This window comes from Sphingomonas sandaracina (genome assembly GCF_036663695.1).
Taxonomy (GTDB): domain Bacteria; phylum Pseudomonadota; class Alphaproteobacteria; order Sphingomonadales; family Sphingomonadaceae; genus Sphingomonas.
In genome coordinates this window covers 385005-399932 of the sequence record NZ_JAXOJK010000004.1, presented here as the reverse complement: position 1 = coordinate 399932, position 14928 = coordinate 385005, and the positions used below count along the sequence as shown (strand labels likewise).

The 14928-nt window shown below is 65.4% G+C and carries 14 protein-coding genes and 1 tRNA gene; 5 read left to right on the top strand and 10 right to left on the bottom strand.

Features of this window, described 5'->3' with window-relative positions:
* Nucleotides 1–131: 131 nt before the first annotated feature.
* The 9 genes from U1707_RS14730 to U1707_RS14690 all read right to left on the bottom strand — a co-directional run bounded on the left by U1707_RS14730 (nt 132) and on the right by U1707_RS14690 (nt 9926).
* Nucleotides 132–404, bottom strand: coding sequence for a hypothetical protein (locus tag U1707_RS14730; protein ID WP_332800813.1), 273 nt, complete (start codon nt 402–404; stop codon nt 132–134).
* Nucleotides 405–523: 119 nt separating this feature from the next.
* On the bottom strand, nt 524–853 hold the full coding sequence (locus U1707_RS14725) for an SMR family transporter (RefSeq protein ID WP_332800812.1): 330 nt from the start codon (nt 851–853) through the stop codon (nt 524–526).
* A 67-nt stretch (nt 854–920) separates the two neighbouring features.
* Nucleotides 921–1853: a metallophosphoesterase family protein gene (locus U1707_RS14720; protein ID WP_332800811.1), complete on the bottom strand. Its 933-nt coding sequence runs from the start codon at nt 1851–1853 to the stop codon at nt 921–923.
* Nucleotides 1854–1905: 52 nt separating this feature from the next.
* Nucleotides 1906–4407, bottom strand: a complete 2502-nt coding sequence (locus U1707_RS14715; protein WP_332800810.1) for a TonB-dependent receptor — start codon at nt 4405–4407, stop codon at nt 1906–1908.
* A 79-nt stretch (nt 4408–4486) separates the two neighbouring features.
* Nucleotides 4487–5434, bottom strand: coding sequence for a FecR family protein (locus U1707_RS14710; RefSeq protein ID WP_332800809.1), 948 nt, complete (start codon nt 5432–5434; stop codon nt 4487–4489).
* Entirely contained in the window at nt 5392–5964 is a 573-nt protein-coding gene (locus U1707_RS14705; RefSeq protein ID WP_443025705.1) for an RNA polymerase sigma factor, read from the bottom strand. Before U1707_RS14705 ends, U1707_RS14710 begins: the two co-directional genes overlap by 43 nt.
* A 60-nt stretch (nt 5965–6024) precedes the next feature.
* Nucleotides 6025–6777, bottom strand: a complete 753-nt coding sequence (locus U1707_RS14700) for a hypothetical protein (RefSeq protein WP_332800807.1) — start codon at nt 6775–6777, stop codon at nt 6025–6027.
* Between the two features lie 85 nt (nt 6778–6862).
* Nucleotides 6863–8236 carry an MFS transporter gene (locus U1707_RS14695; RefSeq protein WP_332800806.1) on the bottom strand — a complete coding sequence of 458 codons (1374 nt, stop codon included), beginning with the start codon at nt 8234–8236 and terminating at the stop codon, nt 6863–6865.
* Between the two features lie 112 nt (nt 8237–8348).
* On the bottom strand, nt 8349–9926 hold the full coding sequence (locus tag U1707_RS14690) for an alkaline phosphatase D family protein (RefSeq protein WP_332800805.1): 1578 nt from the start codon (nt 9924–9926) through the stop codon (nt 8349–8351).
* 107 nt (nt 9927–10033) lie between these two features.
* Here U1707_RS14690 and U1707_RS14685 point away from each other — a divergent pair, with 107 nt between their 5' ends.
* Nucleotides 10034–12358, top strand: coding sequence for a TonB-dependent receptor (locus U1707_RS14685; protein ID WP_332800804.1), 2325 nt, complete (start codon nt 10034–10036; stop codon nt 12356–12358).
* 281 nt (nt 12359–12639) lie between these two features.
* On the opposite strand, the gene U1707_RS14680 is transcribed toward U1707_RS14685, so the two are convergent.
* Nucleotides 12640–12729 (bottom strand) — tRNA-Ser (locus tag U1707_RS14680).
* A 155-nt stretch (nt 12730–12884) separates the two neighbouring features.
* Here U1707_RS14680 and hspQ point away from each other — a divergent pair.
* The 4 genes from hspQ to U1707_RS14660 all read left to right on the top strand — a co-directional run bounded on the left by hspQ (nt 12885) and on the right by U1707_RS14660 (nt 14925).
* Nucleotides 12885–13280 carry a heat shock protein HspQ gene (gene hspQ / locus U1707_RS14675; protein WP_332800852.1) on the top strand — a complete coding sequence of 132 codons (396 nt, stop codon included), beginning with the start codon at nt 12885–12887 and terminating at the stop codon, nt 13278–13280.
* Nucleotides 13281–13535: 255 nt separating this feature from the next.
* Nucleotides 13536–13895: a 50S ribosomal protein L21 gene (gene rplU / locus U1707_RS14670; protein WP_332800803.1), complete on the top strand. Its 360-nt coding sequence runs from the start codon at nt 13536–13538 to the stop codon at nt 13893–13895.
* Between the two features lie 13 nt (nt 13896–13908).
* On the top strand, nt 13909–14199 hold the full coding sequence (gene rpmA / locus U1707_RS14665; protein ID WP_132738101.1) for a 50S ribosomal protein L27: 291 nt from the start codon (nt 13909–13911) through the stop codon (nt 14197–14199).
* Nucleotides 14200–14376: 177 nt separating this feature from the next.
* Nucleotides 14377–14925, top strand: coding sequence for a GNAT family N-acetyltransferase (locus U1707_RS14660; RefSeq protein WP_332800802.1), 549 nt, complete (start codon nt 14377–14379; stop codon nt 14923–14925).
* The last annotated feature ends 3 nt before the right edge of the window (nt 14926–14928 follow it).

Sequence of the window (14928 nt, the reverse complement as noted above, 5' to 3'; positions counted from 1 at the left end):
ACAGATGTCAGGGCCGAGAACCGTGTGCCTCTGCGCCCGGAACACTGGTTTCGGCCTTCGTTCGGATGACGGGCTGGGGACGGCAGGCGACGTGGGTAATCGACTCGCAAGCGTCAAAGCGCGAGTTCGGCTCAGCACACCACGATCTCCTCGGCGATCGCGATGGCGTCCTGTCTCATATCGGCCAGCCATAGGTCGTCGACGAAGGGCACGAGACAGAGCGGCGGCCGCTCGGTTCTGACGGTGATCTCACGGTGGAGTGCAATCGCCTCAGCATAATTTGCCGGCCCGCGAGAATGCGCGCCAAGCTCAGCATCCCAGTGGACCGTCCGGTCTTTCGGGTGTGCGGCGGGCGCCAGCGTGAGCGCGGTACGGGGACGCGCTTTGGGCTGGCGTTCGGCCACGCACCGACTTCAGCAACTTGTTCATCTCCACGCCATGACCGCTTGCGGCGCCCGGCTTCCCGATCTCGAACGTCGCCAGTTCGTGGAAGCGGGCAACGGGGTCCGCCTCTCTGCTTCGCTTAGTGACCTGTCGCTTTGGAGAAGACGTTCATCACGACGACCCCGCAGATGATAAGCGCCATCCCTATCATGGCGGGAACGTCGAGCTTCTGCCCGTGGAATACGGCCGCGATGGTGGCGATTAGGACGATGCCTGTCCCCGACCAGATCGCATAGGCGATGCCGGTCGGGATCGTCTTCAGCGTTTGCGCAAGGCAGAAGAATGCGATCGCATAGGCTGCAGCGGTGACGAGGCTCGGCACCAGCCTGGTGAAACCTTCGGACTGTTTCATGAACGTGGTGCCGATCACCTCGGAGACGATCGCTATGGCAAGAAAGAGGTAGTTCATGGTCGGCCCTGCTTGTCGGATCAGCGGCCGGCTTACCATGCAAAGCGCAGTCTTTCGCCTGTCAGGCTCAGATCGGCACATCCTGCCGGTCGACGCTCGTGAAACCATAGGTCCGGTACCGGCTCTCTACATGGCGGCCGGAAATCGTGATGTCGGTGTACCCCTCCGGCGTGCCGAGGAACGATCCGCGCCAGTCGGCACCGGCGACGGCACCCGTGGTGATGAAGGATATCCCGTCGAGTTCGATCCGTTCGTAGACATGGCTATGCGCCTGCAGCACCGCCAAGACGCCATGGTCACGCAGGATGCGCAGCACCTCCCGACCGTTCACGACGAAGGTCCAGTTGTGCGGGGTCGCGAGCCAGGACTCCGGCTCGTAGCATTGCATCGCCGTGACGAGCGGAATGTGCGTCACCGCGACGATCCGCGTGCCCTTCGGCTGCGCGGCGAGATCGGTGCGCAGCCATGCCAGTTGGACGGCGTCGACGCGGCCCTCGTAGTTTCGGTCGGCGGTCAGGCCGATCGAATCCAGCACGACGAAATGCACGCCCTTGTGATCGAACGCGTAATAGCGCGGCCCGAAACGATCGATGTAGAACTGCTTGCCGTAATCGGGCGCGGACGGATCGATGCCGCTTTTGGCAAACACGCCGAGGCAATCGTGATTGCCGATGACGTGATGGATCGGCTTGCGCAGATGCGCGCGTTCGGTGCGCTGATAGAGATCCATCAGCAGCGTCGCCCGTGCCCGCGACGCTTCGAGCGCATCCTCGACATGATCGCCGCCCAGGATCACGAAATCGACGGGTGACGCGGATATCTGCTCGAAGCACCGCGCGCAGGCACGATCCGCGCCCAGTTCCGGCCGAATGTGGCAATCGCCCACGAAGGCAAAGCTGAAGCTGTCGCCGCCGCGGTCCGGCTCGGTCGCCCCGGCTCGCGCTGCCAAGGGGACGAGCGGCGCGCCGAGCGCGAGCTTCAGGAGATTGCGGCGTTCCATGGGGCACCTGTCGACAGGAGGAAGAGGGGGCATTCCCGCTACGCGGCAACGGTCAGAAGTGGATGCGCACCGTGCCGAACACCTGGCGCGGCGCGGCGGTCTGCAGCGTCGTGTAGGTGCCGTTCGGATCGGAGGTGACGAAACCGGCGGTCCCAGTCGAGGCGATGTATTTCTTGTCGAACACGTTCGTCAGGTTGAACTGGACGTCGAACATGCGGCTGAAGCGATAGCCTGCCGACAGGTTGACGTTGACCGCGCCGGGCAGCTTCGCGTCGTTGAGATAGCTGTAATAGCGGGCGCTGCGGTAATGCGCGTTGACCCCGCCCCACAGCGTGCCGTCGTCGTAATTGAGCTCGGCACTGCCGACGTTCCGCGGCGACGCGACGACCTGCTTACCCTTGGTGGCGACGACCGCGCCGCCCAGCGGCTGGACATCGTCGTCATAGGTCGCGTCGTTAAACGCATAGCTGCCATAAAGCGACCAGCCGGGCGCGAACTTCCAGTTCGCCGCCGCCTCGACGCCGCGCGACGAGACGCTGCCGACGTTCTGGAGCACGTTCTGGTTGCCGACGATGGTCGCGCTGATCGAGGAGGCGAGCAGGCGGTTGGAGAACTTCACGTAATAGCCGGTCAGCGACAGTTGCAGATCGCGGTCGTGGAAGCGGTAGCCGGCCTCGACCGTGTTGGTCATTTCGGGTTTCAGGCCACTGCGGATGAAATCGAACCCGGCCTGCGAGCTGCTCGAGAACGGGCCGCTGGAGGTCGACGCGACGAACGCCGCCATGTTGCGGGTATAATCCGCGAACACCTCGTTGTTGCCGTCCAGCGTGTAGAGCGCACCGACGGTGGGCAGGAACCAGTTCTTCGCCTGGATCGAGCCGTCGATCGGCTTGGTGCTGACGACGCTGTGCGCGCGGTTGGTCGAGACCACGCCCTTCACGCCAGCGTTCAGCCGCAGCGCGCTGGTCGCCTGCCACGTGTCGCTGATGTCGAGCTGGACGGTGTTCGTGACGTATTCGTTGTAGAAATTGGTCTTGAACGGATTGGTGTAGAACTTCTGGAACTCGCTCGGCGCGACGCCCTTTTGCAGGCCGTAGAGATATGACCCCTGGTTGAAGGCATTGCGTTCGTACCAGATACCACCCTCGATCTTGTGATCGCCGGCGTCGAACTTGAGGCGCGAGATCACGCCCTTCCGGTTGATGTCGTAGCGCAGCGCCGACACCGCGATAGGCGAGCCGCCGAACGCCGCGGGCGTCGCGTCGTACGGGCTCGCATAGGTGCCGATGCCCTTGTCGAGATGGATGTAGCCGGTGGTGAACCCCGACAGCCGCGACCCCAGCGTATAATCGAGCTTTTCATACGCCAGCAGATCGCGGCGTACGCCGCCGCCCTGATAGATCGTGTCGTCGGAGGCTGCGAACGGGGCCGGCGGGGTGCCGCCGTTCTGGGTGATCGTGGCGAGTTGCTCGGCCAGAGCGAAATCGCGGATGTTGTCGAACTTGTAGCCATAGGTCCTGAGGCGGGCGAGCGAGACGTCGTTGTAATCGTCCTCGCGCCGGTCGATCAGGTTCAGGAACGTGGTCGACTTGACCGCGTCGCCAAGCGGCTGGACGTATTTCGCGTTGAACTGGTCCTGCACCTGCTTGCCCCAGCCGCGCCATTTGCCCTGCCGGTCATGCGCGTACGACACCGCCAGCCGACCGCCCCACGGCAGGTCGCCGCTGTTGATCCGCCCGAAACTGCGCCACGAATTGGCGCTGCCATAGCTTTGCTCGACATCCACGCCGAACCTGTCGGTCGGATCGATCGAGGTGAAGTCGACCGTGCCGCCGATATTGCTGGTCGATGCGGTGCCGAGCGCGCCGCTGCCCTGCGACAGCGTCGCGGCGCCGTTATTCTCGCTGAGCAGCGCACGGTTGATCGAAAGGCCGTTGTTGTTGCGGTACTGCATGTTGCCGAGCGGTACGCCGTCCAGCGTGAAGCCCATCTGATCGGTCAGGAACCCGCGGATCGACAGCTGCGTCGCGGCTTCATAGGTGCCGTGCGCGTCGGAGGAATCGAAGTTCACGCCCGGCAGCCTGCCGAGCGAGCGCAGCGGCGACGTGCCGCCGGTCAGTTTCGCCATCGCCTTGGCCGAAACCGTCTGCACCTGGCGGGACTGGCCCTGGCCCAGCACGACGATATCCTGCCCAGCGGTGCTGACGGTCGCGGCGTCGGTGGCGTCCTGCGGCGGTTCGACCGGAGTGACCTTCAGCGATATCATCGAGGGGGTCTCCTCGGCGATCGTCAGCCCCTGCCCCGCGATCAGACGGCGTAGCGCCTCGCCGCGCGTGAACCGACCGCGCAACGCTGCCGCACGCCGGTTGGCGACGGCATCGTAGGGAAAGCTGACATGCACACCGGCCTGACGGGCGAACGCGTTGAGGGCGGTCGCGGTGTCGGACGCCTTGATGTCGAAATCGACGCGGGCCGCCTGCACCTGCGCGGTGGCGGCACCAGGTATCGTCATCCCCACCGCCACGATGGCCGTCGTCGTCAAGAACTTGAACATGGAATCCCCGCATCGAACCGTGTGTCGGTGCAGGGATGGATGAGCGCCGACAAACCGCTATCGACCGCGAAAATAAACTTTACGCGCGGGTCAGGACTATCCCGCCAAATGGGCCTGCTGTCGCGCGGATGCCGAACGAAGTGCGCAGCGCACGCAGGAATTCCGCCGGCTGGGTGGTCGCGAAACTGCCGCCCACCCGGAGCCGTGACAGCGCAGGATCGCCGATCACGATCTTGTTCGGCAGATACCGGTTCATCTCCGCGACCGCATAGTCGAGGCTCTCGCCGCTCAGCACCAGCGTGTCGTGCTGCCAGGCGCTGACGCCGCCGAGATCGTCGCGCGCCTGAATACTGACCTGCCCCGCGGTGACGAGCGCGACGTCGCCCGAACCGATGCGCATCGTCGATCCATCGGAAATCCCGCCCGCCAGCACGGCCAGTTCGCAACCCGCACCGCGTAGCCGCGCGTTGTACGCGCCGGGATCAAGTTGGAACTGCCCTCCCGGCGTCAGCAACTGGAGGCGCTGGTCTGCCGCGAGCCGCAGCGCGATCTCGCCGCGATCGAGCCAGAGCCGCACAGGCGCACCCGTCCGCCAATAGACCCGGCTATTGGTATTGAGGTCGAGCCCTATGCCGGGCGTCACCGCGACCGTCATACGCTGGCCGACCCGCGTTTCCGCCATATCGCGCGCGGCAGCGCGGTAGGCGATGCCGCCGCCAACCGCCGCGACGGCGACGATCGAGCCGGTGGCGCGCAGGATCTGACGCCGGTTTGGCCGTGTGACGGCTTTCGGCGAGGATTGCGTTTCGGGCGCCGCCCGCCTGTCGTCCTGCGCCCCGCGCAGACCGTCGAGATCGCGCCACGTACCGGCCACCTCGGCAAAGGCTACGGCATGGCGAATATCGGCGGCGCGCCACGCCTCGAACGCCGCGACATCCGCCGATCCCGCGTCGAGCGCGGCAAGCCAGCCGGCAGCCTGGTCGGTCAGGTCGGCATGACGTTGCGGGATGTCGGAACGGCCGGACACGCTTCCTCCCCCTGGGCTTCGCTAGCGCGCCGGGCTTTCGTGATGAGGGCCAGCCCCTTAGCGATATGCTTTTCCACGGTCGAGAGCGATATGCAAAGCGCTTCGGCGATGTCCCCCGGCGGCATCCCCTGCACCTTGCGCATATGCAACACGCGCGAGCATTGCGCGGGCAGCGCGTCGATCAGGTCGAGCAGGCGTTGCAATTCGGATCGCCCGGAGGCGATCGCAAAGGCATCCGGCGCAGGGTCCGCGACCCCCAGCAGATCGAGCGAGGCGAACGCGTCGATCCGCACCACGTTCGCCCGTCGCAATCGTTCGAGCGCAAGATTGTGGACGATCGTCAGGACGAAGCCGCGTGGCGTGACGATCGCGCGGTAATCCGGCGTCTTCAGGATCCGCGCATAGGCGTCCTGGACCAGATCCTCGGCATTATCGCGGCCGCACAAATACGCCGCCTTCGCCCGATAGGCGGCCGCATGCGGCAGCACCTCTGCCAGAAACCACCGATCGATATCCCGCAGCCAGCTCAACACATGCTCCAGAAGCCATGTTGCGCCGCCTAGACCGGTAATCTTACACGACGGGGACAGTCACACGCCGTCGTGCGTCCGGGCGTGGCCAATTGCGGAGGGCTTGCGGCTGCACCGCGCCTCCCCGCATGCGCTGCTCACCGGTGGAGGCGCGAAATCGAGCACGTTGCGCGTGTAGGTTTCGACCACCTCGCTGAACGGCGTTCCCGCCGCGGTGATGAGGAGCGCGCGATTCTCGATGACGTAGGGTGGTATGGCGAGCGTCGCCGGTCCGTCCTGGATAGGCGCACCGGTATCCCAGCCGGTCGGCAGTGGCGACCACAACAGCCGTGCCGACAGCGTCTGACGGCGGAAGCGGAGCGGTTGCACCACGCGCCCGAACGGCGTGTCGCTATTCTCGAGCGCGGCATTCATCTCCGGCGTCAGGCGCGACGGGACATACCAGTTATCGGCTTCCGACAGGACGTGCGAACCACAGCGCAGCCGGACCCGACGATAGCGGATCGGCTCGTCATCGGTAACGCCCAAGCGGCGGCGTTGATCGGCGGTGGGCGTCTTCGTGATCGTCCGGTCGCGATCGGCGACGATCTTGCTGCCCGGCGCGTCGATGTGATGATCGGCGCACCAGTCGTCGAGCGCCAATGTCGCACTGTCCCGCGTCAGCAGCATGAGTTCGAGCGACTGCAGCGCAGCAAGGCTCTCGGCCCTGCCGAGCCTGTCGCCCGGCCATGGATGCGAGGGTGACGCCGCCGCACCGGACGACGGGCTTGCGGCAGCCAGAACGGCCGAAAGTGCAAAGGTGGCATCGATCATTCAACTGTCCTCGAATAGACGCCTGGCGCCGAGCGAGCCGGTCGCGCGTCTGCCAACGATCGACGGACTGCGCCGCGCGATATCGTCATGCAGCAATCTCTTCCAGCGACCGATTGGCCGTCCGGGGTCCGAACACGCCGATCGCGACGATCGCGATCAGGTACGCAGCGCCGATGAAACCGAACACGCTGGCGACGCCGCCCTGGCGCAACACGAAGGCGATCAGGAACGCGTTGATCATCGCCGACATTCGACTGAAGGCGTAAACGAAGCCGATCGCCTTGGCGCGGATCCGTGTCGGGAAAATCTCGGCCTGATAGGCGTGATACGCAAATGAAATAGTGTTGCCCGCGACGGTCAGCACGATACCCATCAGGATCAGCAATGCGGCGCTCGTCGCGGCCGCGAAGACTCCGCCCGCCAGCACCACCGTCGCGGCGGCGGCCACGATGATCCATTTGCGTTCGAACCGATCGCCGATCGCAAGGCCCAGCATCGGGCCGACCGGGGCGGAGAGCGCGATGATCGCGGTGTAGGCCATGCTCTTCGTCACGGAGATACCGTGCTCGATCAGCAACGTGGGGACCCAGTTCGTGAATCCGTAATAGCCGATGGTTTGGCAGATATTGAACACGATCATCATGGTCGTCCGGCGGCGATAGGGCGGGCGAAACATCTCGCCGAACCGGCCGCGCTCGACCGACGGTCGGTCGGCGGACGGGGGAGGAAGCGGTGCGCCGTGCTCCTGCTCGACGCGCCGTTCGAGCGCTGCGACGATCGCCTCGGCCTCGGCGAAGCGCCCCTTTTGCGCCAGCCAGCGCGGGCTCTCCGGCAGGCGGCGGCGGATATACCAGACCGCGATCGCGCTGGTCGCGCCGATCAGGACGACCCATCGCCAGCCGTCAAGGCCGAGCGGAGAGAGCGGGACCAGTATCCACGACAGCACGGCGACGACCGGGACCGCGATGAAACCGATCGCCTGGCTGAGGGCGATCGCCCGCCCGCGGACATGGCTAGGGACGAGTTCGCAGATATAGGTGTCGATCGTGATCATCTCGACGCCCAGCCCGATCCCGGCGCAAAAGCGGAACGCGTTGATCGCCGTCGCACTGTGCTGGAACGCCATCGCCACCGACGCCGCCGTGTAGCCCAGCAAGGCCCAGGTAAAGACCGCGCGCCGACCGAACCGATCGTTGAAGGCGCCCGCGATCAACGTGCCGACCGTCAAACCGGCGAACAACGCCGCGATGAACGCGGCGACGCCCTGGGTGCCGAACACGCCCGCCGTCGTCGTGGTGAAGATGCCGCCGCGTACCAGGCCCGGTGCGATATAGCCCGACAGCAGCATGTCGTAGAGTTCGAAGAAGAACGCCAGGCTCAGCAGCCCGACGATCGTCCACACCGTCCGCGTCGCTGGCAGTCGGTCGAGCCGGGCGGACAGGATACTGCTTGTCGTCATGCGTCCGCCCTTGCGAAGATAGACCCAATCCCAGACCCAGTCTCGGACATCGCCGCTCGCTTTCATATCCAGTATACAGCCGAACAGTCCTACCGCCGCCCCCGTGCGGCCATCAATCCCTTTCCATCCTGCGCGAGCCGGACTGCGTCGTGAACGCGCCCAACGATCGCACGGCGCTGCCTGCGTCGCCGCGGTCGACGATCATCCGCAGATCGGCACGCAGCGCCGAGCGGTCGATATCCAGCTTCACCCAGCCGGCCTGCTCGACATCGTGGAAGCGGATGTGCGGATTGTTGCGATCGACGTCGCCGAACCGCCCGGTGGGCGGCGACGCCGCGCCGAGTGCCGACGTAACGATCTCGCTGCCGATTGCCGCCCCGTCTGGGCCGTCGAGATCATTGACCCAGAAGGAATGGACGTCGCCGCTCAGGACGATCGGATTGCGCACCGCCGGGCGCGTCATCGCGTGAAGCACAAGGTCGCGGTTGGCGGCATAGCCATCCCATTGATCGCTGAAGGTCGACCGGCGCGCGCCGTCGAGCCACAGCGGCGCGAAGAATACCTGTTGCGCGACGAGCGTCCAGGGACGCGTCTCGCCCGCAAGGCGGTCGGATAGCCAGCGCTCCTGCGTGTCGCCCATGATCGTGCGAGACGGTGCCGCAGCCTGTCCACACGCATCGAGCCGCACGTTGCGCGCGACGTTCGGTGCGGCACAGGGCGGCGTGCTGCGATATTGGCGGGTATCCAGCACCGACAGCGATGCGAGGTCCGCCCAGTCGACCGCGCGATACAGGCGTGGTGCGGCACGACCACGCCACAGGCTGGGGCGGATCGGCATATGTTCGAAATAGGCCTGGTACGCCGCCGCCCGACGCCGCGCGAACAGCGCCGGCGGCAGCCCGGCGCGATTGGCGAGGCCGGCATAGTCGTTCGACACCTCGTGGTCGTCCCATGTCACGACCCAGGGACAGGCCCGATGCGCCGCCTGAAGGTCGGGATCGGTCTTGTAGAGCGCATGACGCTGGCGATAGCCCTCCAGATCGCGCGGCTCGGGTGCGCCGAAATCGCGCACGCGCGGCAGATCGGGATAGCTCTGTTCGTAGATATAGTCGCCGAGTTGGAGGATCAGGTCGGGCTCGGCGGCGACGATATCGCGGTACACGCCGAAATGCGCCTGTTCCCAATGCTGACACGACGTCATGGCCACGCGGAGACGATCGGCGACGCGCGGCACGGTCGCCGCCCGCCCCACCGGGCTCGTCGCACCCAATGCATGAAAGCGATACCAATAGGGTCGTCCTGCCGGCAGTCCGGCGATCTCGACATGCACCGCATGCGCCCGCTCGGGATGCGCTGCCCCCGCCCCCGTCCGGACGATGCGGCGAAACTGCGGATCGACGGCGATCTCGTAGCGCACCGCGATCGCCTTCGCCTGCAACGGCAGCCCGCGTGCGCCGACCAGGCGGGTCCACAGCACGAAACCATCGGTGTCGGGGTCCCCGCTCGCGACGCCGAGCGCAAACGGATCCGCATCGCTACGCGCGCCGACATCGATGGCGTTCGACGGCGTCGCGGCGAGCGCAGCCATCGCACCGAGCACGGCGCGACGATGCCACAGGATATCCGGACCGATCATGGTGCCGGCTAGCCCGCCGGCATGACCATCCGATGACGCTTTGCGAAACGTCACAAATTCGTAGCCCGGCCGTAATCAAACAGCCCCCAAGCGTCCCTAGTCGGGCCGCAACGAACGCTGCCCGAGCAGCACGCCTCCATGATATCGACAGGTGGGACCCCATGATTTCGAAGACGCTTCTGCTCGCCTCGGCGAGCGCGATGCTGGCCATCACTGGTCCGGCGCTCGCGCAGACGACGACGCCGACGTCCCAGGACGGCAGCACGCCCCCGAGCACGGGCCAAAGCGCGGGCCAGAGCGCCCCCAACATCGATGGCGAGATCGTCGTCTACGGCACCGGCAAGGTCCGCCAGGAGCAGACCGTGTCGCGCAAGGCGATCGAGATCCTGCCGCCCGGCAGCTCGCCGCTGAAGGCCGTCGCCCGCCTGCCCGGCGTCGCGCTGCAGAGTTCGGACCCGTTCGGCAGCTACGAACTCGGCACGCGCCTGTCGGTTCGCGGGTTCAATCAGAGCCAGATGGGCTACACGCTCGACGGCGTGCCGCTGGGCGACATGTTCTACAACGGTCATAACGGGCTGCACGTCAGCCGCGCGATCGCCGCCGAAAACATCGCGCGTGTCGACGTGTCCCAGGGCGCGGGTTCGCTCGGCATCGCCTCCACCAGCAATCTCGGCGGTAATCTGGAGTTCGTGTCGCGCGCGCCGTCCGACGTGTTGGGCGGCGAGGTCGCGCTGACGTACGGCATGTACGATACCGTGCACTTGTACGGCCGGCTCGACAGCGGTGCGCTTTCGACCGGCACGAAGCTGTCGGTCTCCGGCGTGATCCACGACGCCAGCAAGTGGAAGGGATACGGCAACCAGTCGGATGCCAAGATCAACGGGAAGATCGTCCAGACCCTGGGCGACGCGACGCTGACCGGCTGGCTCAATTATTCGCTCCACAAGGAGCGCAATTACGCCGATCTGTCGCCCGCGACGCTCGACCGGATCGGCTACGGGCTCGATTTCCTGCGGCCCGATTACGCCACCGCGATCCTGTTGTCGCAGGTCAGCGCGAACCAGACCGCGCGCGCCGCCAATCGCGCGCTGCCCTTCCCGACCGCTGGCGTGGTGTTCCCGACGCCGTACACCAACGTCAACGACACCTATTACGACAGTGGGGGGGTGCGCCGCGACTGGCTGGGCGCGCTGACGCTCGACATGCCGGTCGCCGATTGGCTCGACGCGACCGCGACCTATTATCATCATTACGACAAGGGCAGCGGCGGTATCTACACGCCGGCGGTATTCTCGCCCGACGGCTTCGCGCTGTCGGTGCGTACGACGGAATATGGCATCAAGCGTGACGGCGGCATTGCCAACGCGACCGCGCGGCTAGGCGATCACACGATCCAGATCGGCTACTGGCACGAGGACAACCGCGCGAGCACCGACCGCAACTATTACGCGGCGAGCCTCACCAACCGCCCCGACGTCACCGACTTCCTGTCGAACCCTTTCCGCAGCGACTTTCTGACCGACCTGACCACCGTCACGAACCAGTATTTCGTCAGCGACAGCTGGAAGATCCTCGACGCGTTGACGATCGCCGGCGGGTTCAAGGGTACGCGCGTCGCCAACGGCATCACGACGACGTTCGGGACTCCGTTCATCAATGGCGACATCGCCGCCAAGGACTGGTTCCAGCCGCAGGTCGGCGCGACCTACAAGCTCGGCCGGCAGGAATTCTTCGCCAATTATGCCGAGAACATGCGCGCCTATATCAGCTCGTTCCGCGGCCCGTTCGGCACGACGCAGGCCGGGTTCGAGGCGATCCGCGACACGCTGAAGCCGGAGACGTCGCGCACGATCGAGGGCGGCTGGCGCTTCGATCTCGGCAAGCTGCGCGGCGTGGTCGCGGCGTATGACGTGAAGTTCAAGAACCGACTGCTCGCGGCGTTCAGCGGCGCGAATATCCTGGGCAATCCGAGCATCCTGCAGAATGTCGGCAGCGTGACCAGCCGCGGCGTCGAGGTGGGCGCGACCTATCAGGTCGCCCGCCCGCTCGCGCTGATCGCGTCCTACTCGTACAACGACAGCACCTATGACGACGACACCGTCAACGGCGCCGCCTTCGTCGCGACCAGGGGCGTGCGCACCGTCGATACGCCCGCACACCTCGCCAAGGGTGAGATCAATTACGACGACGGTATGTTCTTCGGCAACGTCGCCGGCGCGTACACGTCGCGGCGCAACGTGACCTATACCGGCGACGTGAGCGTCAAGGGCTATACGCTGTTCGATGCCGCGATCGGCTATCGCTTCCCGACGAACAGCAGCTTCGCGGGCGTCGAGCTACAGGTGAACGCGGTAAACCTCACCGACGAGAAATATATCGCGGCACTGGGTTCGGGCCAGTTTTTCAACACCGCGGCATCACTCAACAACACGATGCAGGCGGGTTCGCCCCGCCAGGTGTTCGGCACGATCCGCCGGCGTTTCTGATGGAAACGGCATCGACCGTAGCTCGGTCGATGCCGTCACTGAGAGATGCCCTACGCGTCCCACGAAGACGGCGATCCGCGGACTGAAAGCGCGGCGCAGGGCAGGTCTCGGCGGACCAGTTGTGCGCCCAAGGCGGGGCGGCAACGCGGTGACGGTCGCAGTAGCTATGCCCCTTCACGGGCCGCGAGGACTTCTGCCGTAATGTCGCGAATGTTGGAGCAAACATGCGACAAAGCCTTGTAATCAAGGCTTTGCAGGTATCACAAAACGTGTCTGAAAATTGGCGGAGAGGGTGGGATTCGAACCCACGGTACCCTCGCGGGTACGCCGCATTTCGAGTGCGGTACATTCGACCACTCTGCCACCTCTCCGCAGGTCATCCAAGGCGCTGCGAACAGTCCCTCCGATCGGTCGAAGCGCGGCCTCTAATGAAGTGCCCTTGGGGACGCAAGCGGATTTCGAGGTTACCGGCACCGCCCGCCGCGTTTTCCTTGTGCGGCGCAAAACAGACCCTAAATTGACGCATATGCCCCGACACGACAGTATCGCTCACGATATCACGAACCCGCTGATCCCGACCGAGGTGATCGCACCGCCGATCTCGCATGCGAACTTTTCGATCGGCGACGTCGTGCGGCACCGGTTGTTCGATTTTCGCGGGGTGATCTTCGACGTCGATCCGGTCTTCGCGAACAGCGACGAATGGTATGCGGCAATTCCCGAGGACATCCGGCCGCGCAAGGATCAGCCCTTCTACCACCTGCTCGCCGAGAATATGGAGTCGAGCTACGTCGCGTATGTCAGCCAGCAGAATCTGGTGCCGGACGATAGCGACGAGCCGGTCGACCATCCGGCGATCTCGGGTTTGTTCAGCGACTATGCCGATGGCCGGTACGCGCTGCGCCAGGTTCACCGGCACTAGAGGCGAATCGCTTTCGTCATGCCGGGCTTGTTCCGGCATCCACCCTTCCGCTTGATCATCGACGATTGATGCGCGGCACGGTGGACCCCGGAACAAGTCCGGGGTGACGCAGGGGTAGCGGCGATTACACTCGCCAAAACTACCGTCCCCCGCCCCTTCGCGGTTGACAACTCTCCCCCCCTCGCTTAGCTGCCCGGCTTCTCCCGGCGGACCCTGCGTCCGTGGGGTACATGTATTTGGAAAGTGACAAGGGCCATGTTCGCAGTCGTGCGCACGGGCGGCAAGCAGTATCGCGTCGCCGCCGGAGATAAGATCGTCGTCGAGAAGATCGAGGGCGATGCAGGTGCGTCGGTGACGCTGGGTGATGTGCTGCTGGCGGGCGAAGGCTCGGAGCTGCGCTCGGTCGAAGGCTTCACCGTCGCCGCAGAGATCATCGCTCAGGCGAAGGCGGACAAGGTCATCGTCTTCAAGAAGCGTCGTCGTCACAACTATCGTCGTAAGAACGGCCATCGCCAGCAGCACACGATCCTGAAGATCGTGTCGGTCGGCGGCCAGACTGCCCAGGCGAACTCGGCGCGCAACGAGGGCGAAACCGCCCCGGCCGCTCAGGCATAAGGAGTAGCTTCAGATGGCACATAAGAAAGCAGGCGGCTCTTCGCGCAATGGTCGCGATTCAGCCGGTCGTCGTCTCGGCGTAAAGAAGTTCGGTGGCCAGGCGTGCGTCGCCGGCAACATCCTCGTGCGTCAGCGCGGGACGAAGTTCTACCCGGGCACGAACGTCGGCATCGGTACCGACCACACGCTGTTCGCGCTGGTCGATGGCCGCGTCGTGTTCAGCCAAGGCAAACTTGGCCGCAAGTTCTGCTCGGTCGAGCTGGCAGCGAACGACACGGCCGAAATGCCGGTAGCAGCCGAATAACATCGGGTAACCATCCGGGTTGCCCACCAGGGTGACCCGGGCTCGCGCAAGCGAACCTGAACAAGGGAGACGGGTCACCCCGGCTCCCTTTTTTATTGCTCCCTCCCCTTCGCCTGTCGCCGCCCTGTCATCCGGACATGGCACGGCGTCAGGCGCGATGCGTGAAGGAGAGAGCCTGTGTTCGCGCGCACCAAGAGACTGACGTTGCGGCCAGGTTGGCCGGAAGATGCCCCCGCCTTGAGCCGTGCGATCGGCCATGAAAGCGTGGTCGCCAAGCTGGGCCGGGTGCCGTGGCCCTATGCGCTGGCCGACGCCGAGGCGTTTCTGGCGCAGCCGCGCGGCGGGCATGAGCCGCGCTTCCTGATCGAGACGATGGAAGCCGGTGCACCGCGACTCGTCGGCGGGATCGGTGTCAGCGATGTCCATGATGGTTCGGCGAACCTCGGCTATTGGCTGACGCCCGAGGCATGGGGTCGCGGCTATGCGACCGAGGCAGGCCAGGCGGTGATCGCGATGGCGCGCCACGCGCTCGGGATACGCCGCCTCACGGCGTCGCACTTCGTCGACAATCCGGCCTCGGGGCGCGTGCTGGCGAAGCTCGGGTTTCGGCCGACGGGGCGGGTCGAGCCCAGGACGTCGCGTGGGCGTGGTGGTGAAGCGCCGGCGGTGATGTTCGAGCTGGATCTGGACGACGATCGATGTGCGCCGATGCCTTTGGCGGCGTGAGCC

Coding starts and splice junctions, on each gene's coding strand:
- U1707_RS14725 (WP_332800812.1), bottom strand. CDS start 853: ATGAACTACCTCTTTCTTGCCATAGCGATCGTCTCCGAGGTGATCGGC.
- U1707_RS14720 (WP_332800811.1), bottom strand. CDS start 1,853: ATGGAACGCCGCAATCTCCTGAAGCTCGCGCTCGGCGCGCCGCTCGTC.
- U1707_RS14715 (WP_332800810.1), bottom strand. CDS start 4,407: ATGTTCAAGTTCTTGACGACGACGGCCATCGTGGCGGTGGGGATGACG.
- U1707_RS14700 (WP_332800807.1), bottom strand. CDS start 6,777: ATGATCGATGCCACCTTTGCACTTTCGGCCGTTCTGGCTGCCGCAAGC.
- U1707_RS14695 (WP_332800806.1), bottom strand. CDS start 8,236: ATGACGACAAGCAGTATCCTGTCCGCCCGGCTCGACCGACTGCCAGCG.
- U1707_RS14685 (WP_332800804.1), top strand. CDS start 10,034: ATGATTTCGAAGACGCTTCTGCTCGCCTCGGCGAGCGCGATGCTGGCC.
- hspQ (WP_332800852.1), top strand. CDS start 12,885: ATGCCCCGACACGACAGTATCGCTCACGATATCACGAACCCGCTGATC.
- rplU (WP_332800803.1), top strand. CDS start 13,536: ATGTTCGCAGTCGTGCGCACGGGCGGCAAGCAGTATCGCGTCGCCGCC.
- rpmA (WP_132738101.1), top strand. CDS start 13,909: ATGGCACATAAGAAAGCAGGCGGCTCTTCGCGCAATGGTCGCGATTCA.